The sequence below is a fragment of the Butyrivibrio sp. MC2013 genome, from assembly GCF_000424585.1.
In the GTDB taxonomy this organism is placed as follows: Bacteria; Bacillota; Clostridia; order Lachnospirales; family Lachnospiraceae; genus Butyrivibrio.
On the sequence record NZ_AUKE01000006.1, the window covers coordinates 33071 to 54096 of the forward strand.

At 43.9% G+C, this 21026-nt stretch carries 16 protein-coding genes and 1 tRNA gene; 1 reads left to right on the forward strand and 16 read right to left on the reverse strand.

Annotated elements, in window-relative coordinates:
* Positions 1-81: 81 nt before the first annotated feature.
* The 15 genes from G636_RS0103885 to trxB form a co-directional block, all read right to left on the reverse strand.
* Positions 82-155 (reverse strand) — tRNA-Arg (locus G636_RS0103885).
* 66 nt (positions 156-221) lie between these two features.
* Positions 222-1361, reverse strand: a complete 1140-nt coding sequence (locus G636_RS0103890) for a response regulator (protein WP_051226483.1) — start codon at positions 1359-1361, stop codon at positions 222-224.
* A gap of 19 nt (positions 1362-1380) precedes the next feature.
* The gene (locus G636_RS0103895) at positions 1381-3912 is read right to left on the reverse strand and encodes a DUF342 domain-containing protein (protein WP_026506956.1); all 2532 of its coding nucleotides are present in this window, start codon (positions 3910-3912) and stop codon (positions 1381-1383) included.
* A gap of 113 nt (positions 3913-4025) precedes the next feature.
* Positions 4026-5114 (reverse strand): S-methyl-5-thioribose-1-phosphate isomerase, encoded by a 1089-nt coding sequence (gene mtnA, locus G636_RS0103900; protein ID WP_026506957.1) that lies wholly within the window; start codon positions 5112-5114, stop codon positions 4026-4028.
* 23 nt (positions 5115-5137) lie between these two features.
* A complete protein-coding gene (locus G636_RS0103905) occupies positions 5138-6826 on the reverse strand; it encodes an Hsp70 family protein (RefSeq protein WP_026506958.1) in 1689 nt (562 codons plus the stop codon).
* A gap of 8 nt (positions 6827-6834) precedes the next feature.
* Positions 6835-9501: a tetratricopeptide repeat protein gene (locus G636_RS0103910; protein WP_026506959.1), complete on the reverse strand. Its 2667-nt coding sequence runs from the start codon at positions 9499-9501 to the stop codon at positions 6835-6837.
* Positions 9502-9782: 281 nt separating this feature from the next.
* Entirely contained in the window at positions 9783-10835 is a 1053-nt protein-coding gene (locus G636_RS0103915; protein WP_026506960.1) for an electron transfer flavoprotein subunit alpha/FixB family protein, read from the reverse strand.
* Between the two features lie 41 nt (positions 10836-10876).
* Positions 10877-11668, reverse strand: a complete 792-nt coding sequence (locus G636_RS0103920; protein WP_026506961.1) for an electron transfer flavoprotein subunit beta/FixA family protein — start codon at positions 11666-11668, stop codon at positions 10877-10879.
* 17 nt (positions 11669-11685) lie between these two features.
* Complete coding sequence (locus G636_RS0103925; RefSeq protein ID WP_026506962.1) at positions 11686-12846, reverse strand: acyl-CoA dehydrogenase; 1161 nt, start codon at positions 12844-12846, stop codon at positions 11686-11688.
* An 83-nt stretch (positions 12847-12929) separates the two neighbouring features.
* Positions 12930-13808: a 3-hydroxyacyl-CoA dehydrogenase NAD-binding domain-containing protein gene (locus G636_RS0103930; RefSeq protein ID WP_026506963.1), complete on the reverse strand. Its 879-nt coding sequence runs from the start codon at positions 13806-13808 to the stop codon at positions 12930-12932.
* Positions 13809-13820: 12 nt separating this feature from the next.
* Positions 13821-14615, reverse strand: coding sequence for an enoyl-CoA hydratase-related protein (locus G636_RS0103935; protein WP_026506964.1), 795 nt, complete (start codon positions 14613-14615; stop codon positions 13821-13823).
* Between the two features lie 113 nt (positions 14616-14728).
* Complete coding sequence (locus G636_RS0103940) at positions 14729-15922, reverse strand: acetyl-CoA C-acetyltransferase (protein WP_026506965.1); 1194 nt, start codon at positions 15920-15922, stop codon at positions 14729-14731.
* 176 nt (positions 15923-16098) lie between these two features.
* Positions 16099-16632 (reverse strand): ribosome hibernation-promoting factor, HPF/YfiA family, encoded by a 534-nt coding sequence (gene hpf / locus G636_RS0103945; RefSeq protein WP_026506966.1) that lies wholly within the window; start codon positions 16630-16632, stop codon positions 16099-16101.
* Between the two features lie 363 nt (positions 16633-16995).
* On the reverse strand, positions 16996-18282 hold the full coding sequence (locus G636_RS0103950) for a C40 family peptidase (RefSeq protein WP_026506967.1): 1287 nt from the start codon (positions 18280-18282) through the stop codon (positions 16996-16998).
* A 249-nt stretch (positions 18283-18531) separates the two neighbouring features.
* The gene (trxB, locus tag G636_RS0103955; RefSeq protein WP_026506968.1) at positions 18532-19467 is read right to left on the reverse strand and encodes a thioredoxin-disulfide reductase; all 936 of its coding nucleotides are present in this window, start codon (positions 19465-19467) and stop codon (positions 18532-18534) included.
* A 275-nt stretch (positions 19468-19742) separates the two neighbouring features.
* Here trxB and ymfI point away from each other — a divergent pair, with 275 nt between their 5' ends.
* Positions 19743-20465, forward strand: a complete 723-nt coding sequence (gene ymfI / locus G636_RS0103960) for an elongation factor P 5-aminopentanone reductase (protein ID WP_026506969.1) — start codon at positions 19743-19745, stop codon at positions 20463-20465.
* 179 nt (positions 20466-20644) lie between these two features.
* Here ymfI and G636_RS0103965 read toward each other — a convergent pair whose 3' ends face one another.
* Positions 20645-21013, reverse strand: coding sequence for a response regulator (locus tag G636_RS0103965; RefSeq protein WP_026506970.1), 369 nt, complete (start codon positions 21011-21013; stop codon positions 20645-20647).
* Positions 21014-21026 lie beyond the last annotated feature (13 nt).

Sequence of the window (21026 nt, forward strand, 5' to 3'; positions counted from 1 at the left end):
CTTCTTGTCTCTACACCTTACGCATTATAGATTATATCATTGCGCGAAAAAAAAGCGAAGACACCAAAGTCTTCGCTTCAGCGTGCGTGATAGGATTCGAACCCACGACCTTCTGGTCCGTAGCCAGACGCTCTATCCAGCTGAGCTACACGCACATCCTTATGTTTGCCGCGGAGGATTACCCGCAACAGATATGATAATATTATACTTTGTTCCCATTGTCAAGCATCATTTTCCTTTTTTTCTTCAAGTTTGGTCATAAGGAACATGGCGCCTATCTCTCCCCTGGCAGCCTTAAAGGCTTCCATGAGCTTGGGATTAAAGGCTCCGCACTCTCCGTTGACTATCATTGAATAGGCCTTGTCCATACTGTATGCAGCCTTGTATACTCTGTCACTGATAAGCGCGTCGTATACGTCAGCGATACTGGTCAGCTGGGCGGCCAAAGATATCTCATCACCCTTAAGGCCGTCAGGATAGCCGTTTCCGTCATACTTTTCATGATGATGCCTGCAGATATCATAGCTGGCTTCATAATACTCTTTGTCCTGGACATCAGCCAGCATCTTTAATATCTCACATCCCCTTGTGGTATGGGATTTCATGACTTCAAACTCATCCTTGGTAAGCTTGCCGGGCTTTAGGAGTATGCTGTCAGGTATACATATCTTGCCTAGATCGTGCATAGCCGAAGCTCCCGCTATTATCTCAAGACGATGAGCAGTCAGGCCCATCTCGGGAAACATTCCCATGACATATTTTCCCAGGATCTTCACGGATTCTCTGATCCTCTTCAAGTGATAACCGGATTCCAGATTACGAAATTCCACGATCGTACAAACCGTATCAATGATCCTGGTATTGGTCTCCTTCATGTAATCGCGCTGCTCTTTGATCTGGTCATACTGCTTCCTGAGCACCTTGGTCTGCTCATCAACCCTGGTCTGAAGGTGATTCCTTACGTCAAAGAGTTCCACTGCATGATTGACCTTCTGTCTGACCACTATGGAATCAAAGGGCTTGTATACCACATCAGTCACGCCCTTTTCATAACACAGATGCTCTGTTTCCTTGGACGTTTCACCGGTTATCATGATGACAGGCATCCTCTCAAGGAGATTGACCTTATTGATCTCGGTCAGCACTTCAAAGCCGTCCATTTCAGGCATATTGATATCCAGAAGGATACCAGCCAGAAACATACGACTCTTGACTATCAGCGCCATGGCCTGCTTGCCGTTCTCGGCTTCCAGAATAGTATATTTGTCTTTGAATATCTCCGTCAGCACGCCCCTGTTGATCTCCGAATCGTCCACGATCAGGAGTGTAGGCTTGCTTTCAACATTTTCCTGGGATGACATATTATCTCTCCTTCAAATGCTACTTCTCAAACAAAATACCTTTCTTCTCTGTCCTTGAATTTACAATAGGGAACTTCACACCATCTATGATCAGATAAGTACCCTCATATATAGTATCTCTTACTCTGCAGCTGGCATCGTGGATCCTGGCCATTGTAGCATCAAGCTCCTCTTTCTTCTGCATCAGCATGTTTTTCTCCTGCTCTTTTGAGCTGACAGCCAGATTGATCTTGATTTTCCACTGTAGCTGCTCTCTGCTGGTCATACCTGCACCGCTCAGTCTCTTTTGCTCTTTTTTGAGCATGGTCAGCTCCTGATCCACTTTATCAAGGGCATTCTTATTATCGGATACTGTCCTGTTGATCTCAGAGGTGACACCTATCCTCACCAGTGTCCTTCGTCCGCCTTCACTTCCCAGAAATGCTGTATCCACACCCATCTGGCTGGTGATCTCACCACCGGATATGGTACCCTCTTCGCCATATACCTTAACTTCACCGTTAACAGAAGCATTGCAGTTAAATATATTATTGGTATGTATAGAGCCTTCTACCACCATATCCACATTGGACAGATAGCCGGCATAGAGGCTGCCTCCGCATTTGATGCTGGCCCTATCCTCCAAGCCGTTGGCACCATTTCTGATCACCACATCGCCACCTGCAGTGATACCTGTCCTCTCGGCAGTACCATCTATTATGACATCGCCCTGGGCCTTTATATAGGAGCCTGCCATAAGGCTGCCCTTGATCCAGACAGACCCTGCAAAATCTACATTAACAGGTGTCTCAGGATCATCTACCTCCTGCACCCTGTATATATTGAGAAGATTATTCTCCATTCTGATGGCTCCGGACACAGCTGCGCAATATGTCACATGGTCAGGCAGCACCATAAAGCCATGCCCCTTAAGAGCCGGTAAATCTCTTCCGCTCTTGCCATAGAGATTTATACCTTTTACAGTATAGCCATTTTTGCCATGGACGGCCTTGTGATATACAGCCAGCTTATCGCCCACATTAACAAGGGACAGGAAGCTCATCTTGGAAAAGTCCGCTTTACCATTGGCCAAATAGGTCATCTCTGAGGGTACATCCATATCAAATAGGTACTCATAATAGCCGTCCACACCATCCTTGGAAGGAACACCCTCAGCCACGATGATGTCTTCATTAAAGCGCCTCTGCTCGATCATATCCTCTACGACCTTCTTTTTGATACCGTGGGTGATACCACCTCGTTTTAAAAGGTCCAGGACAAAATCCACATTATAGGAAGCCTGCCTGTTACCCAGACTTGGCAAACGAAGAATAGCATGTTGTCCGTCCGGAGTCATCTTCAGATAGTGGACCTGCACCTTCTCCGAGCCATCAAAATTCTTGTGTACTACACTGGACTCCACACCCAGACTGTCGGATATCTCCTTTGATATCTCCTTGAATTCCTCAGGATGAGCGTCCTCATCTTCTTTAGCACCTATTTTTTCTCCGCTTTCAAGCCTTCTCCTGAGCACGCGCATCTCGGAAGCAGTATTGACCATGCTGGAATATACAGATACGTCCACTCCTGATTCCAGCCCCAGCCTAATCTCGCGCATCTGACTGTAGATATAGAGGGGATTGGCATAGAGTGATACATCTACCCTGGCCTCCAGACCTTTTCTGATTTCACGCATCTGCTGCCAGTTATATTCCGGTTTGGCATATATAGACACGTCCAGACCCTCCTGGAGACCCAGACGGATCTGCTGCAAACTCTCTCCTCTCATCTCCGGGGTAATATACTGATCCATCTCAAGGCCTTCTTTACCCGCCTCTATCACCTGTGACAGCTGCTCTGCATCAAAATCCTTGTCCAGATATGAGCTGATATCTACCTTGCTACGATATGCTTCCAGCATCATCACTATCACACCGGAGGGGTATTTCTCTATCTGTTCTTCCGTGAGGATCAGACCCTCCATAGTTGCTTCACGGATGGCCTTCATCTTTATATATGGAATTGTGTTTTTGGCATATAGGGAAATATCAAGGTTATCCTCCAGTCCCAGCCTGATCTCTCTCATCTGATCATCCGAGAATGAAGGAGCCTTGTAGAAAATTATCGGAAGTTTCTTTTCGAGTCCCAGTCTGAGTTCCCTCATCTGGGCTGCGTTATAGTCTTTATTGGTGTATTCCTGAATATCAACACCGGCAACAATGCCTTCTCTGATCTCAACTACCTGGGCAAGGGAATAACCTTCCTTGCGATAGGTAGCCATATCAATACCCTGCTCCATCTCATGACGAAGTTCCTCCATCTGAGCTGCAGGAAAAGAGTTGCTGAAATATCTATCAATATCTACACCTGATTCCAGTCCTTTTCTGATCTCGATAAGCTGATCATAATCCAGCTTGGCTTCTGTCAGGCGCTTTAGGCTGACTCCATTTTGCACACACAAATCAAGCTCTGCCTTGTACTCCTTTGAATCAGGGGTGATAAGGACGGGCTTAGCTACCTGAATCGACTTAACAAATTCAGCATCTGCGGTTAAATTTGCGTTATCAGCCATAGTATGTTTTCTTCTTTGTGGCAGTCAATTGATTAACAGGCAGGGCGCGACATTGTCTTATGCTATCATATTTATATTATCATAATACCGTATATCCATCAAACAATTATGCGTTATTGTAAACTCACTTTCAGGTCATAGGGTTTTCTGAATATTCCTTTTTCTGTAATGATAGCAGTGATCAGGCTGTTGTCTGTTATATCAAAAGCAGGATTGTAGACATTTATTCCTTCAGGAGCCATAGGCTTCTCATACCACATATCGGTCACTTCAGCCGCTTTCCTTTGCTCTATCACGATATCATCACCGCTCTTGCAGTCCAGATCAATAGTGGACGTGGGAGCGCACACATAGAAGGAAATATGATAATAAGCCGCAAGGGTTGCCACCATGCTGGTGCCTATCTTATTGGCCACGTCGCCATTGGCTGCCACTCTGTCACAGCCCACAAATATAGCCTGTATCTTGCCGGATCTCATAAGGCTTCCTGACATATTGTCGCAAAGAAGTGTGGTATCAATACCTGCAGAAGATAGTTCAAAAGCAGTAAGCCTGGCTCCCTGAAGAAGGGGCCTGGTCTCATCACAATACGCCTTGATGGCAAGGCCTTTCTCATGGGCCATATAAATAGGTGCTGTAGCGGTACCGTATTTGATGGTAGCCAGCTTACCGGCATTACAATGAGTCAGGATACCGTCACCGTCCTTTATAAGGCTCAGACCATATTCTCCAATCTTCCTGCAGACCTTGATATCTTCCTCTTTGATAGTCTCGGCTTCAGCTCTCATTTCTTTAATAAGGAGAGGCAACAGCTTGTCAAAACCACATTCACTATCCTGGGCCATCAGCTTGGCATAATAATCCCTGATATGTTCTTCCATACGATTAAGTGCCCAGGATAGATTAACAGCCGTAGGTCTTGATGAATTTAAAAAATCTTTATGTTCTTTCAGTTCTGCAAGGAACTCCTCATAAGAAGATGCTTTGGAAGTCTTTGTAAGAAGATATATTCCAAAACCTGCTGTCACGCCGATAGCAGGTGCTCCTCTCACCTGAAGAAGATAAATAGCATCCCAGATTTCCTGCCCCGTCCTAAGCCTTATCAGCTTGCACTCCCCGGGGAGCAGAGTCTGATCTATTATCTCAATGGCATCATCCTCATCAACAAGTGCAACCGTTTCGTAATCAAATACATTATTCATATAATACTCACCTAAATCCTTAATCAAATTTGCGATTCTATCGTATCCAGATATTTTTCAAGTTCCTCACGGGCTGTCTCAATCTTTCGCCTGTCCTGCCCGGCCAAAATTCGCTCGAACTTCATCAATTCCTGGTCTATACCATATCTGTCATCAGTACAACACTCTTCATACAATCTTTCCCCCCTGAGAAGCAAAAGAGAATTTTCCTCATCTTCTTTAGGATTACGCTTAAGATGCTGCAAAAGTTCAAATCTTTCTTCAGCTTCTTTTTTTGTTAATTTATTTTCGCTCTTTTGAATTATGATTTTTCGTTTCTTTCCAGTTGAATTAACTTGCACCTCAATCTCTAAAAGAGAATTAACATCATATGTATAAGTTATATCAATAGATTCATGCCCTGCAGGAGCTAATGGCACAGGAACTGTGATTTCTCCTAATAGCAGATTATTTGTGGCCATGCGACTCTCTCCCTGCAAGACTTTTACACATACTCTCGACTGATCATCTCTTGCAGTAACAACAGTTTGCGTACGGCTTACAGGAATAACTGTGTTTCGTTCTATAATAGGCAAAAAATGTCCCGGTTCATCAAACAGGCCATTATTTAGCATAACTTCTGTCCCAAGAGTATAAGGACATACATCAACAAAAACAAGTTCCTTTATCTCTTCACTTCTTTCCTTCATACCGCAAGCAATACCTGCTCCAATGGCTACCGCCTTATCAGGATCCACCTTTGTCTCTGGAAAGTTCAAAAAAAGCTTGGCAACAAAATTTCTTATCATAGCCATCTTTGTAGTTCCGCCAACCAATAAAACTCTATCAATATCTGACAGCTTAAATCCAGAATCCCTTAGTGCCTTTTCCACGGGTTTCCTTATTTTATTTTTTAGCGCTTCACAATTTTCTTCATATTCCGTCGAACTAAAAGAGTGTTCAATCATCTGACCATCAATCTTACACGTCACGGTCACATTCTTGGCCCCACCCATATCAACTTTGGCCTTCTCCGCAGCCGCCATAACAATATTTTTAGTCTTTGCATCAATATCCTCAGGAGCAATCAATGACTTTTTCAGAAACATTTCTGCCAGAACTTTGGTAAAATCTTCTCCCCCGATGAAATTGTCACCTGCTATAGCATGCACCTCTATGATACCATCACTATATTCCAGGATTGATACATCGAGAGTTCCTCCACCCAGATCAAATACAAGGCATCTCTCATCTTGATTTTTTTCTCCCACCCCATATGTAAGAGCAGCTGCTGATGGCTCATTGATAATTCTGACTACCTCAAGCCCTGCAAGCTTTCCTGCTTCTGCAGTTGTTTTCCTTTGCATATCATTGAAATACGCAGGAACACTAATGATAGCTCTATCTACTATACAGCCAAGATACTCCTCTGCGTCTTCTTTTAGAGATCTTAGCAAAAGTGAGGATAACTCAGTAGCATCTAAGCTCCTTCCCCTTAATTTGAATTTTTGGGGCGTTCCCATACTACGTTTAAAAACTCTGGCACAATCAAGAGGATGAAGCTTGCCATATTCAAGCGCCAGTTTTCCTACAAGCACCTCATCATTATCATTGACACTAACAACAGAGGGAGTCAATTCCTCACCAATACGATTGGGAATAACCCTTGCCATTCCACCATCGAAATATGCAGCCAAGCTATTGGTTGTTCCCAAATCTATCCCAATTATCATTCCTGATACTATACCCCCATACTATTTATTTCACATTCATAACAATAAAAATCCACATCATCAGGCCATCTCTTTTGGCCGTATTGGAATATTTCACGCGCTTTATCATAATTATGTTTAAGCACTTCAATTAGTCCTTCAAAAATATAAGAGTCTTTACACTCTGAATACTCACACATTCCACAAAGCTGACAATTTCTTAATTTTATTAGCTCCGTTTCAGCGAGCTCGTAATTACCGAGTATAGCATCCATTAACATTAGATTATTTCTATACAGAGGTTCATAATCTGTTCCATTGGCTATCCGTCTTTCCGACATTTTAATCGCCAGTTTAGCATACTTAGCAGAAGCCAATCTTTCTCCTAAGCATTTGGAAACAAATGCCAGATGAACATATGCATTCAAAGTGTCGCCATCATTTTTCTTCAAAACTTTTATTTTCTTTTTCCAAAAGTCTTTCTGAGCTTTCAGATCACCTTTTAATCGCATAAAGTGCGTATGTAGGATATCATTTTTATCTAGTCCATATTCGGTGATAATGCGAGAGTATAGTTCTTGAGCTTTGGGTCCGTTTCCTTTTGACAATTCCAGCAATGCTCTCTGATAGAGCGATTCCGGATCATTACTATCAATCACAAGATCTATAACCGCATCTGCTTCTTCCCACATTGAAAACTGCTTATAAATCGAAAGTATAGGACTGTCTTCAAGCTTAACGTTCAAAAGCTCACAGCATCTCTTACACTCTTTGGCAGCTTCCACTCCTTCACCCTGTCTTCTAAGCATTTTGATTTTTTCATCAAAACATTCAAGCAGTTTGGACTTTAATTCATCTATGTAAAACGGATCTTCGGAATCAAGATTATCCCGTATTTTATCATACAAAACCAAGTATTCATCAAAAGCCTTTTGGAGGTTGTCTTTCTCGTGCAAAAGAGTATCAAAATATAGCAGTTCGTCTTTTATCTCTATCTGAATATCCTTAATATATGCAATCGTCTCTTCAAACCGCTCCAAAGCATTATTTCTTGCTAAAACTCGAAGCTGAAGAATATATCCCTCCGGTTGATTAGGTAGTAACTGGGCAAGTTTGAATCCAGCCTCAAATGCAGTCTTATCATCCCACATGCCATAAGCTGACACACTAAGATAATACCATCCGATAATGTTCAGACCATTAGTCTTCAACATCATTTCACTAACATGTCTGGCCCCCTCATAATCTTCCATTTTCATTTTTGCCTTTATAACACAAATCTGAATAGTGTCATTATCAGGAAATTCAGATATAGCCAGATTGATATACTTTTCTGTTTGAGTCATGTCTTTCATCAGAGAATAATTCATAAGCTGATTACAGTAAATATTTACCAGCCTGTTTTTTCTCTCTGTTTCATCCATGCATTCAACAGCCTTGTTACTTTTTATATATTCAATAATTTTCTCATTGTACTCAACAACTTTGTCATACTCCTTTGACTCTGAATACAACGCAGACATTAAATAATTGTAATCAAATTGATCCATGGTATCTGCATCAAGATGCTTTGCAAATTCTCTAGCTTTATCATAATTATCTCCCGAAGAAGACAAAGCATACCATACAAGATTCTTATAATACTCGTTGTTATTATCATTTTTTACAACGCTTATATCTTCGAGAATCTTATCAGATATATCTGATTTCATTTTTTGAAGCACTGCTAATATTTCAATCGGCTGTTCCTTGAGTTTAACCTCATCATGGATAACATCATAAGCTTCTTCAAGCTTATTTTGTTGAACAAGCGCTTCAGAAAGAGATGATATAATACTAAAATCCCCCTTATTTTCCGCTCTAATCTCTTTGCAGAGTGCCTCGCATTTTGCATAATCTTTATTCAAAATCAAAGTAGCAATATATCTATCACGTATGCAATTGTCTTCCAAGAAAGAATGATATAGTTTTTCCTGATCCGCAAGAGCCTTTTCAGATTCTGCCCCTTTAGCTTGTACAATCAAATAGTTTTTCAGGGCTTTGATATAAGGGTGAGACTCTGATAATCCATCTGCTTTTTTTATGATATCTAGAGCATTGTCATCACTTTCCGAAAAAGCATTACAGTAAAGACTGATCAGTTGATCACATTCATCAGCATTTTTCCCTGGATCAAACATATAATATGGAATCAATTCCTTGTTGTTGATTCCTGGGACTATAACATAATCGATAAATTCCGAAGGCCATTTTTCACATAGTTCATCATGTCTGGCCTGAAGATCGAATCTTGCATCCAACACTTTCCAAACATTCTGAGGAAGCCTGAAATTATCCATCAAAAAGGTCATCAACCTTTCAAATGCCGTTTCCCCATCCTCGATGCTTTCACAAACACTGTCAGCCAATAAATCTTTCCAGCAATTCTCATCTATTCTTTTCTCAAAATCTTTGTATATATGTTCAACCGAATCAATCCAACGATCAATACCAGTCTTATTGTCATTTTCTTCTTCATCTTCTTTAGCATATTCTAGGGCTGCTTCATATGCTGCTCGAAGTTCTTTAAAGCCTTCCGGATCATCCTCCGGATTTGTTTTTCTTAATTCCGCCCTATATGCTTTTGTAATTTCACTAACATCCTTGGTCAACTCAATTTTGAGCAGCCCCCATTTAATCCCCATTGCCTTTTTCATCCTCGTAATATTTATCTCCCATTTTCTTGTTAGTTGCATTTTACGCGACTATATTAGCAACTTTATAGTTTCAGTTTGTCAATGTGTTATAGCAAAAAACATCCGGCAGATAAAATACGAGCCAAGAACCAAAGAACAAGAATGTTAGATTATTTCAATCTTATCCAATAGTCCCCTGCAAACGTATACTATACTCTGCCGGATGTAATAATTCCCTTAAAAGGTCACATAGCACCATACAACACGAGCATTCAGCCCCAATGTCATATAACTAACTCTCATTACTCAGCCTTAGCTGCGATAGCTGCCTTGAGCTGCTTGGTCAGTTCAGGAACGATCTTGTTGAGATCACCTACTACGCCGTAGTCAGCCACGTCGAAGATAGGAGCGTTCTCGTCCTTGTTGATAGCAATGATGATATCGGACTCTTCCATACCTGCAACGTGCTGGATGGCTCCGGAGATACCAATAGCAAAATATACCTGAGGACGAACAGTCTGGCCAGTCTGACCAACCTGCAGTTCCTTGGGCTTCCAGCCGGAATCTACAACTGCACGAGAGCAGGATACTGTTCCGTGAAGAACCTCTGCGAGCTCATCCAGAAGTTTGAAGTTCTCAGCGCTTCCAACTCCACGTCCGCCGGATACCAGGATCTTGGCATCCTGAATGTTAGCTGCTGTGCTGACTTCCTTAACGATCTTGAGGATCTCTGTATAGCAGTTGTTAGCCTTAAAGCCGGGATTGTAGTCAACAACTTCAGCCTTAGCACCTGCGATAGGAGCGATCTTCTGCATAACGCCGGGACGAACTGTAGCCATCTGAGGACGGAAGTTCGGGCAAGCGATTGTAGCGATTGTATTACCGCCAAATGCAGGACGTGTCATCAGCAGCTGCTGGTGAAGCTGCTCCTGACCAGGAGCTACTGTAAGCGGGAAATCACCGATCTCAAGCTGTGTGCAGTCTGCTGTCAGACCTGTGTGTACACGGGATGATACACGGGGACCAAGATCACGTCCGATAGCTGTAGCACCTACCAGGAGGATCTCAGGCTTATACTCATTGATAACAGATGCAAGAGCATGTGTATAAGGCTCTGTTCTGTAATCCTTCAGTTCAGGATCATCTACAACGATGACTCTGTCAGCACCATACTCAGCAAGCTTGTCAACAAGGTTGCCAACCTTGTCACCAAGAAGGACTGCTGTTACTTTCTTCTCATCAAGGTCTTTTGCAAGATCCTTGGCCTTGCCCAGAAGTTCAAGAGCAATGTTTGAAATCTCATTGTCAACCTGCTGAGCGAAGATAAATACACCCTTATATTCTTCTAAAGACATGTTATTTCTCCTTATAATCTACACTAAACTATCACGAGGCATCAGATTACGTGCTTCTCATCAAGTTTGCCAATGATATATTTAACAGCATCTTCGCTGGTTTCAGGAACAACCTTCTCACCGGCACCCTTCTTTACCTTATCGGAAGCCTTAGCGATCTGTGTAGGTGAACCCTTCAGACCAATGTTGTCATCAGATACATCCTTGAGGTCATTTCTGCCCCATACAGTAACTTCTGCATCAAATGCATCCCAGATTCCGCCGGGAGTCATATAACGGGGCTCGCCCAGCTCTGACAGAGCTGTTACCAGGCAAGGCATCTGAGCCTTAACCATGTGATAACGATCCTCAAACTGTCTCTTAACTGTAACAGTCTTCTCCTTCTCATCTACCTGGATCTCTTCTGCATAGGAGATAACCGGGATTCCAAGATGCTCAGAGATCTGAGGTCCTACCTGTGCTGTATCGCCATCGATAGCCTGACGACCTGTGATAACCAGATCATACTCCAGGTTTCTGATAGCACCTGCGATTGTTGAAGATGTTGCCCATGTATCTGCGCCGCCGAGTACTCTGTCTGTTACAAGAATTGCTTTATCTGCGCCCATTGCCAGTGCTTCACGAAGAACTGCGTCTGCCTTGGGAAGACCCATGGTCACAACAGTAACCTCTGCTCCATACTGATCCTTTAAGCGGAGTGCTGCCTCAAGGCCTGCCTTGTCATCAGGATTCATGATGGCAAGCATTGCACCTCTGTCCAGCGTTCCGTCGGGTTTGAATTTAACGCCGCCCTTTGTATCAGGGACCTGCTTAACACAAACTACTACTTTCATGTGTATTCTCCTTTTAATTATTTAAGTAAATCACCGGAAATAACCATACGCTGAACTTCTGATGTGCCTTCGTAGATCTCTGTGATCTTGGCATCACGCATCATACGCTCAACTTCATACTCTCTGATATAGCCGTATCCACCAAGGAGCTGTACGCACTTGGTTGTAACGTCCATAGCTGTCTCTGCTGCAAAAAGCTTTGCCTTGGCAGCTTCAACAGAGTATCTGTCCTGAGTTCTCTTTGCTTCAGCAGCCCTGTATACCAGGAGCTTTGCAGCATCAATCTCAGTAGCAAGGTTAGCAAGCTGGAACTGTGTGTTCTGGAACATGGCAATGCTTCTGCCGAACTGCTTTCTTTCTTTTACATATTCAATTGTTCTATCAAGAGCACCTTCTGCAAGTCCCAGAGCCTGAGCAGCGATACCGATACGTCCGCCGTCAAGTGTGTGCATGGCAATAGGGAAGCCCTTACCACGTGCACCCAGCTGATTCTCTGCAGGTACCTTGCAATCCTGGAAGATCAGCTCATAAGTAGCAGATCCGCGGATACCCATCTTGTGCTCCTTGGTACCAAATGTAAAGCCTTCTGTATCCTTATCTACGATGAAGGCTGTGAACTTCTTCTGCTTACGGCCCTTCTTGTCTTCAACTACGTCAGTGTAAGCGATGATGATATAAACATCAGCTTCCTTACCGTTTGTGATGAAGCACTTGGAACCGTTCAGTGTCCAATATTTACCATCCTCAGACAGAACAGCCTTGGTCTGTACACCCTGAGCATCTGTTCCTGCACCGGGCTCTGTAAGACCGAAAGCACCAAGCTTTCTGCCGGAAGCAAGATCAGGAATATACTTCTCCTTCTGCTCCTGAGTACCGTATGTAAGGATAGGATCGATACAAAGTGATGTATGTGCTGATACAATAACGGATGTAGTACCGCAGCACTTAGCCAGCTCCTCTACGCACATTACATATGTAAGAGGATCGCAGCCCTGGCCGCCCAGTTCCTTGGGAACAGGGATTCCCAGGAATCCTGCCTTAGCCATCTTATTAACTGTTTCTCTGGGGAATGTCTCTGTTTCATCTGTATCAATGGCCAGAGGCTTAACTTCCTTTTCAGCAAACTCTCTGAACAGAGATCTTGCCATTTCATGCTTTTGATCAAGCAAAAAATCCATCTTCGTTCTCCTTTATCTATGATAATATCTGTAAGCGGCAGATCCGCTAAAAGCAGATCTGCCGGATGCTGCATGGTTCCTGATTACAGACGGTCTACAGGAGTCTTGGTCCTGTCTTCATTGTACTTGTAGAAGCCAATACCTGTCTTAACGCCCAGGTGCTTTGCACGAACCATCTTACGAAGGAGTGTGCATGCACGATACTTGGGATCGCCGGTCTCATTATAGAGAACATCCATGATCGCAAGTACGATATCCAGACCTACGTAGTCACCCAGTTCAAGGGGTCCCATAGGATGGTTGCAACCCAGCTTCATAGCTGTGTCGATACCTTCGATATCGGAGATACCTTCGGAATACACGAAAATACCCTCGTTGATAAGGGGAATCAGGATACGGTTAACAACGAAGCCGGGAGCCTCATTAACCTGAACGGGAGTCTTGCCAAGCTTCTCAGAGATTTCGATAACCTTAGCTGTAACTTCCTTAGGTGTATTCGCACCGTTAATAACCTCGATAAGTTTCATAACAGGAGCAGGATTGAAGAAGTGCATGCCGATGATGGGCTTTGCAAGACCTGCACCGATCTCTGTGATAGAGAGGGATGAAGTGTTGGAAGCATAGATACAATCAGGATTCTTAACGATCTCATCCTGAAGCTCCTTAAAGCACTTCTTCTTGATATCCATAACCTCAAGAGCTGCCTCTACTACAAGATCAGGATCTACAGCGATCTCATTAAGACCTGTCTGAACCTTACCTACGATAGCATCAGCTGCTTCCTGAGTCATCTTTTCCTTTTTAACAAGACGAGAAAGATTCTTCTCGATCTTGCTCTTACCGCCATCTGCGAACTCCTGCTTGATATCGCAGAGATATACCTTCTCTACTGCATCACACTGTGCGAATGCCTGTGCTATACCGGATCCCATTGTTCCGGCACCGATTACTGCTACCTTCATGATAGTTCCTCCTTATGCGTTTTTAAATTCCACATGCTTTACTTTTTTGGGGTCATCTTTCTTGCGAAGGAAGTTAGCCATTCCCTCTCTCTGATCTTCTGATTCGAAGCATGAACCAAAGAGCTTCTCTTCGATCACCAGAGCTGCATCAATGTCTGTCTGAAGACCATCATTGATAGCCTTCTTGCAGGCACGAACAGCAATAGGAGCATTGCCTGCAATAGTTGCAGCCATCTTCTCTGCTGCGGGAAGGAGTTCTTCCTGAGTATATACTGCATTAACAAGTCCGATACGAAGAGCTTCATCAGCCTTGATATTACGTGCTGTATAGATCAGCTGCTTAGCCATACCTGCGCCTACAAGACGAGCCAGACGCTGAGTACCACCAAATCCGGGAGTGATGCCCAGGCCTACTTCAGGCTGACCAAACATAGCATTATCAGAGCACAGACGGATATCACAGCTCATGGAAATCTCGCATCCACCACCAAGAGCAAATCCGTTGACTGCTGCGATAACAGGGATAGGCAGAGTCTCCAGCTTGCGGAATACGTCATTACCCTTCTTACCGAAAGCTTCGCCTTCAGCCTTGCTCAGGGTAGACATCTCACCTATATCTGCTCCGGCTACAAAAGACTTGTCTCCTGCGCCTGTGAGGACCAGAGCTCTGACCTCATCAAGATTAACGTTGTCAAGTACTGCATCAAGTTCATCAAGTACTGCGGAATTCAGTGCATTGAGTGCTTCAGGACGGTTGATCGTGATAACAGCGATCTTGTCCTTCTGCTCATAAAGAACCAGACTCATAATAATCCTTTCTTCCGAGCCGCAATTTTATTTTGGCAGATCCCAGGGACCCACTAACAGCAGGGCTGCCACAGCTCGGGTGTGACAGCCCTGCAAGTATGATTGTTATTTATTTATCCTTCGTACTTCTCAACTACAGTAGCACAGCCCATACCGCCACCGATACACAGTGTAGCAAGTCCGCGCTTGTAATCAGGATTCTTCTGCATCTCGTGAAGGAGTGTTACCAGGATACGGCATCCGGAAGCTCCTACAGGATGTCCAAGAGCGATAGCACCGCCGTTAGGATTGAGCTTCTTCATATCAAAGCCAAGATCCTTACCAACAGCGATAGACTGAGCAGCAAAAGCCTCGTTTGCTTCGTATACATCGAAATCTTCGATTGTAAGACCGGTCTTCTTCATAACCTTCTTGGTAGCTGCTACAGGTCCAACACCCATGATAGAAGGATCTACGCCGCCAAGAGCGCCAGCGATCCATGTAGCCATAGGCTTAACACCCAGCTCCTTAGCCTTCTCTTCAGACATAAGAACAACTGCAGCTGCACCATCATTGATACCGGAAGCGTTACCAGCTGTTACCAGTCCGCCTTCCTTACCTGATGCGCAGCGAAGCTTAGCAAGAGCCTCCTTTGTTGTGCCTGGACGAGGGCCCTCGTCTGTATCGAAGAGAACTGTTTCCTTCTTAACCTTAACTTCTACAGGAACGATCTCATCCTTGAAAGCACCAGCCTTGATGGCAGCTTCGCACTTCTGCTGACTGTCAGCTGAGAACTCATCGAGTTCTTCTCTTGTGATGTTCCACTGCTCAGCTACATTCTCAGCAGTGATCATCATATGATAATCATTGAAGGCATCCCACAGTGCATCGTGAACCATTGTGTCAACCAGCTTGCCATCGTTCATACGATAACCGAAACGGCCGTTCATTACAGCGTAAGGTCCCTGAGACATGTTCTCCATACCACCTGCTACAACGATATCTGCATCGCCGGCAAGTATCATATCTGCAGCCATGTTTACGCAGTTAAGACCTGATCCGCATACTACGTTGATGGTCACTGCAGGAACCTCAACAGGAAGACCTGCGTGAAGAGCTGCCTGACGAGCAACGTTCTGTCCAAGACCTGCCTGGATAACGCATCCCATGAGAACTTCATCAACCTGATCTCCGGGAACACCGGCTCTGTTCAAAGCTTCCTTGATAACGATAGAGCCAAGCTTCTCAGCGGGAACTCCGCTCAGGGCGCCGCCCATCTTGCCTATTGCAGTCCTACATGCTCCTGCGAGTACTACCTTCTTTGCCATTTGCGTACCTCCATTTGATATGAGATTGTTATTTTTTTATCACAGTAGCTACATTTTACCATTGAAAAAGAGTGATTGCAACACCTTTATATTTAAATGAGCAAAGCTCATGTTTCCCGAAAAAAGGGACGCACTAAAAGTGCGCCCCCTGTAATTATGCTGTTCACCCCGGGTCATCAGTTCTCGGGCTCTATAAGTCCGTATGAATTTCCCTTCTTCCTCTTATAAACAACATTAGTCTCATCTGTCTCAGCATTAACAAATACGTAGAAGCTGTGTCCCAGCAGCTCCATCTGTACGCATGCATCCTCCGGATACATGGGTTTGATATCGAACTTCTTCATACGCTCGATACGGATCTCATCCTCATCCATATAATCCTGTTCAAGGAATTCCTGCTTAAAAGCAGCGGCAGATGCCTGATTTCTATCTATTATCTTATTCTTATACTTCTTGAGCTGTCTCTCGATCACCTCTTCAACCAGATCGATGGAAGCATACATATCGCTGCTTACCTGTTCAGAACGGATGATCTTGCCCTTAACAGGAATCGTAACTTCGATCTTGTGGCGATCCTTGTCAACATTGAGTGTCACGTTAACATTGGTATCAGGTCTGAAATACTTTTCCAGTTTTCCGAGCTTATCCTCAATCGCAGAACGAAGCCCTTCAGTAACGTCGATGTTCTTACCTACGATTGTAAATTTCATGGCAGTCACCACCTTATCAATAGATTGTTTATTAGTTACGGCCTCCGCCTCCTGCCGACAAAGGGCTCCTTCACTCCCCTGCTCTTATGGACAGACTGCATATTTAAAGCCTACTGTAAACAGTAATAGTATAACATTATTGACAGGCAGTTTGCAATTTTTCACCACAATTTTCGGTAAAATCCAAAAAAGTTTACAAATTATTCAAATATTCATCCTGCCCCCCAAAAAAATACTTGCCTTTATCAGGACGCAAAAAACAACAGCCCTCATAACAAGGACTGCTGTCATAAATATCTACCTTGATCAATAATTCCAATAAAGGAAGCAAATAACCTGTCTGATCAGGAATTCATATTATCATCAGAAGATTCTGCGAACTGCCAGAGGTGTTCTGTAGTTAGCATTTGATACGATGATACCTGTCTTGGATGTGGATGCATGTACAATCTGACCACCACCAATGTAAAGAGCTACGTGACCTGAGTAGCAGATAAGGTCACCGGGCTGTGCATTGGCAAGTCCGTCAACTGCTGCACCAACGTTTCTGTCGGCTGCTGAAGAATGAGGAAGGCTTACACCAAAGTTAGCATATACACTCATTACAAATCCTGAACAGTCAGCACCGTTGGTAAGACTGGTTCCGCCATATACGTAAGGATTGCCTACAAACTGAAGAGCAAAGCTTGCTACAGCATCACCGATGGAGCTGGACTGTGTTGTATAGGACTCAGCACTCTTCACGCTCTTGCTGCCGGACTTCTTGGAAGTACCTGAACTTGCTGCTGCTCTGGCTGCAGCCTTTGCTGCTTCCTCAGCTGCAAGCCTGGCTTCTTCTTCTGCCTTGGACTCAGCTTCTACGAACTCTGTGGAAAGTGTTACATAATCAGTAGATACGTATCCTTCACCTTCCTCAATCTCAACCTTTACCCATCCGTCAAGCTCTTCCTTGACAACAAGCTCGTCTTCGATGGGAACCAGGCCCAGAACGATGGAATCTGTTCCAGCTTCTTCTCTAACCTTAAGAGTAGTAGTTGTGACCGTAGCTATACGTGTTCCAACCTTGGGAGCCAGTTCAACGGCGCCCTTCCCCGTTACACAGTACTCACCCTTAACATATCCTTCTACGGAACCGGACTTGATCTTGTACCATCCGTTCTCCTCTTCGATAAAGGTTCCTACTGAATTGTTATAAAGCTTACCCAGGATCTCATTGTCCTCGCCGGGGCCGCTTCTGACATTAACGTAATCATTAACCTGTGCGATAACCAGGTTGCTAAAGGATTCCTCTTCAGAATCTCCATCTTCACCGGAAGATGTTGTTGCTCCGGTAGCCTTAGTGATATCGCTGAGCACTTCTTCATCCACTCTGGATGTGAGAGATGCGGTCTCAAAAATCCTCTTGCCACTCTGGGTGGATGCTACTGATGCAGCCGAATTACCAAATACAGATGTTCCTTCTGAGGGAGATACGCTCTCCTGAAGCTCTGCCAGTGATAACTGTTCAGATGCAAGCTCGAATCCGATACCCGCTGAGGGAAGGACGCTTGTAACCTTCGACGTGGCTGCCAAAGACTGCATATTCATACTGGTAAATGTTACAACGGCTGTAACTGAAAGAGCCATCAGCCGCATTCCGGTATTCTTCAATTTGGACCTCCATGCTATTGTTACGAATTTGTTACACATTTTCAAATATACTATCAGGAGACAGTTTTGTCAATACTGCATTCATTTTTAAGGTATTAAATATTCTTAACCCAAAAAAGTGCACAAAATAGCGAAAGTTATGCCTGCTATTTTGTCTAGCAGCAATAAAGAGGGCGGGAGTTGTCAGATAACTCCCGCCACTTTTATGATAATTTTATAATTGTGGGGATAATTTATAAAAGTCAAATGTTACGATTTACCCACAAGAAAATCCTGTACCGATGTAACTGCATTAGCGCCGTCCGCTACAGCTGTAACAATTTGTCTAAGGCGCTTGCCTCTTGCATCTCCCGCTGCAAAAATGCCGGGAACTGATGTAGCACAGCTTTCGGGAGCTGTTATATATCCCTTATCATCCATATCAACCAGTCCTTCAAACTGCTGTGTATCAGGGTTGATACCTACTGCAATAAAGACTGCTGCTGTATCTACAAGAGTTGTCTCTTTTGTCTGTACATTTTGGATGCGGGCTCCTGTAACAGCATTATCTCCTACAATTTCCGTAACAATGCTGTCCCATATTATTTCCACATTAGGCAGGCTCATAAGCTCATCCTGAAGGATCCTGGTAGCCCTAAGCTCATGCCTTCTGTGTACCAGGTATACCTTGCTGCAGCCTCTTGCCAGGAATATAGCATCCTCAACAGCAACATCACCTCCGCCTACCACAATGGCGGTCTTACCCCTGAAGAAAGCGCCGTCACAGGTTGCACAATAAGATACGCCTCTTCCGGAGAATTCCTCTTCTCCTGCTACGCCCAGCTTACTGTGAAGAGCTCCTGATGCGATGATCACAGTCTTTGATTCATACTTTGCAGCGCTAGTCTCAATCTCAAATACAGGAGCCTTGCTGTCAGATCCGGGATCCTTTATCTTTACAGCAGTTACAGCTCCGTCTGCAAATTCGGCGCCCTGAGCATCAGCATGTTCTCTGAATTTCATACCCAGATCAAAACCGTTGATCCCAGGAAGCCCGGGGTAATTATCTACTTCATATGTATTGAGTACCTGTCCTCCGGATACAGGATTCTTCTCTATCACCAGCATGGACAGCCCTGCCCTTTTGGCATAGATAGCTGCAGAGAGACCTGCAGGTCCGCTTCCTACTATGATGGTATCGTACATGATAACGCCTCCTTCTTTATATGAATGTAATAACAGCCTATATTTTGTATTTTGCACAATTTAATATAACACAACTTTTAATTGTGTGCAAGATTATTTTAGATTGATATTTACCATTCATGCCCCGGTGGCAGATGAACAATAAATAAATGATATTTGCTGTTCACCCGCAGCAGCTCATGAACAGTAAATGATTTGACACTTTCTATATTATATATCAATATGAATAAAGAAAATATGATCTAAAACGAACAATATATCACAAAAGGAAAAGTATGGATAAAACATATCTGATCACAGGCGCATCAAGAGGGATTGGAAGAGCCATAGCAAAGAGACTGGCCACCGATGGCAATAACCTCTATATCACATGCAGAAATAATATTGATGAACTGAGTAAATTTGCCTTTGAATTGTCATTGACTCACTCAGTCAAGTGCATTCCCATTCAGTGTGACGCAGGCAACTACGCAGATGTGGAGAAACTCTTTAATCAGATCGCAAGGCTTGACGGAGTCATCAACAACACAGGCATCGCCTGGCTTGGACTCCTTACGGATATGACACCTTCTGAGTGGGATGATGTGATCAGGACCAATCTTACTTCTATATATAATAGTTCCAGACTTGCCATCCCCCTTATGCTCCGCGAGGGCGAAGGCAGGATCATCAACATCTCTTCTGTCTGGGGTAATGTGGGAGCTTCTACGGAAGTGGCCTATTCTGCCAGTAAGGGCGGAGTCAATGCCTTTACCAGAGCCCTGGCGAAGGAACTGGCTCCCTCAAATATAGCCGTCAATGCCATAGCCTGCGGCGTGGTGGACACCGATATGAACAGAGATCATCTCTCCAAGGAGGATCTGGATCAGCTTGTTATAGAAATCCCCGCAGGAAGGCTCTGCAGTCCTACCGAAGTCGCTGAGCTTGTTATTAACATCCTCCATAGTCCCGTATATTTGACCGGTCAGGTCATTACTATGGACGGCGGCTGGACCTGATACTCACACGAGTCTCTTTGCTGATATTTTTAATAGAACTATAAAAAGAGGATGCCTCGAGCATCCTCTTAAATTATTTGACTCATCTTTTCTCTAGGGCATGCAGTGCATACGTATTTCAGAAAGTCACTTACAATAGTCTATTGCGATCTTATATGACACATCTGTCACATGTTTTTTCATGTCTTTTTTTCACTTACTTCATCGATGGTCTTGATAATAGCATTTTCATCAAGGGGTTTGGCTATGAATTCCACAGCGCCTATCTTCAAAGCTTCCATCATCTTCTGCTTCTGATTTGCAGCAGTCACCATGACGACTTTGGCATGGGGATCATTGGATATGATCACCTTGAGAGACTCGATACCATCCATCTCTGGCATTGTAATATCCATGGTTACAAGGTCGGGCTTAAGATTGTTATAAAGATCAGCTCCTTCCCTGCCATTAACAGCTTCTCCAACAACCGAATGTCCACCTCTCTCGAGGATATCTCTAAGCACTCTTCTGGACGTCCTTGAATCATCTACAATCAGTATATTCGCCATAGCTTTCCTCCAT

Excerpts from the sequence above, each read along its gene's own strand:
- trxB (WP_026506968.1), bottom strand. The coding sequence starts at position 19,467 with ATGTACGATACCATCATAGTAGGAAGCGGACCTGCAGGTCTCTCTGCA.
- G636_RS0103890 (WP_051226483.1), bottom strand. The coding sequence starts at position 1,361 with ATGTCATCCCAGGAAAATGTTGAAAGCAAGCCTACACTCCTGATCGTG.
- mtnA (WP_026506957.1), bottom strand. The coding sequence starts at position 5,114 with ATGAATAATGTATTTGATTACGAAACGGTTGCACTTGTTGATGAGGAT.
- ymfI (WP_026506969.1), top strand. The coding sequence starts at position 19,743 with ATGGATAAAACATATCTGATCACAGGCGCATCAAGAGGGATTGGAAGA.
- G636_RS0103905 (WP_026506958.1), bottom strand. The coding sequence starts at position 6,826 with ATGATAATTGGGATAGATTTGGGAACAACCAATAGCTTGGCTGCATAT.
- G636_RS0103930 (WP_026506963.1), bottom strand. The coding sequence starts at position 13,808 with ATGAAGGTAGCAGTAATCGGTGCCGGAACAATGGGATCCGGTATAGCA.
- G636_RS0103935 (WP_026506964.1), bottom strand. The coding sequence starts at position 14,615 with ATGAGTCTGGTTCTTTATGAGCAGAAGGACAAGATCGCTGTTATCACG.
- G636_RS0103895 (WP_026506956.1), bottom strand. The coding sequence starts at position 3,912 with ATGGCTGATAACGCAAATTTAACCGCAGATGCTGAATTTGTTAAGTCG.
- G636_RS0103940 (WP_026506965.1), bottom strand. The coding sequence starts at position 15,922 with ATGGCAAAGAAGGTAGTACTCGCAGGAGCATGTAGGACTGCAATAGGC.
- G636_RS0103910 (WP_026506959.1), bottom strand. The coding sequence starts at position 9,501 with ATGAAAAAGGCAATGGGGATTAAATGGGGGCTGCTCAAAATTGAGTTG.
- G636_RS0103915 (WP_026506960.1), bottom strand. The coding sequence starts at position 10,835 with ATGTCTTTAGAAGAATATAAGGGTGTATTTATCTTCGCTCAGCAGGTT.
- G636_RS0103920 (WP_026506961.1), bottom strand. The coding sequence starts at position 11,668 with ATGAAAGTAGTAGTTTGTGTTAAGCAGGTCCCTGATACAAAGGGCGGC.
- G636_RS0103925 (WP_026506962.1), bottom strand. The coding sequence starts at position 12,846 with ATGGATTTTTTGCTTGATCAAAAGCATGAAATGGCAAGATCTCTGTTC.
- G636_RS0103965 (WP_026506970.1), bottom strand. The coding sequence starts at position 21,013 with ATGGCGAATATACTGATTGTAGATGATTCAAGGACGTCCAGAAGAGTG.
- hpf (WP_026506966.1), bottom strand. The coding sequence starts at position 16,632 with ATGAAATTTACAATCGTAGGTAAGAACATCGACGTTACTGAAGGGCTT.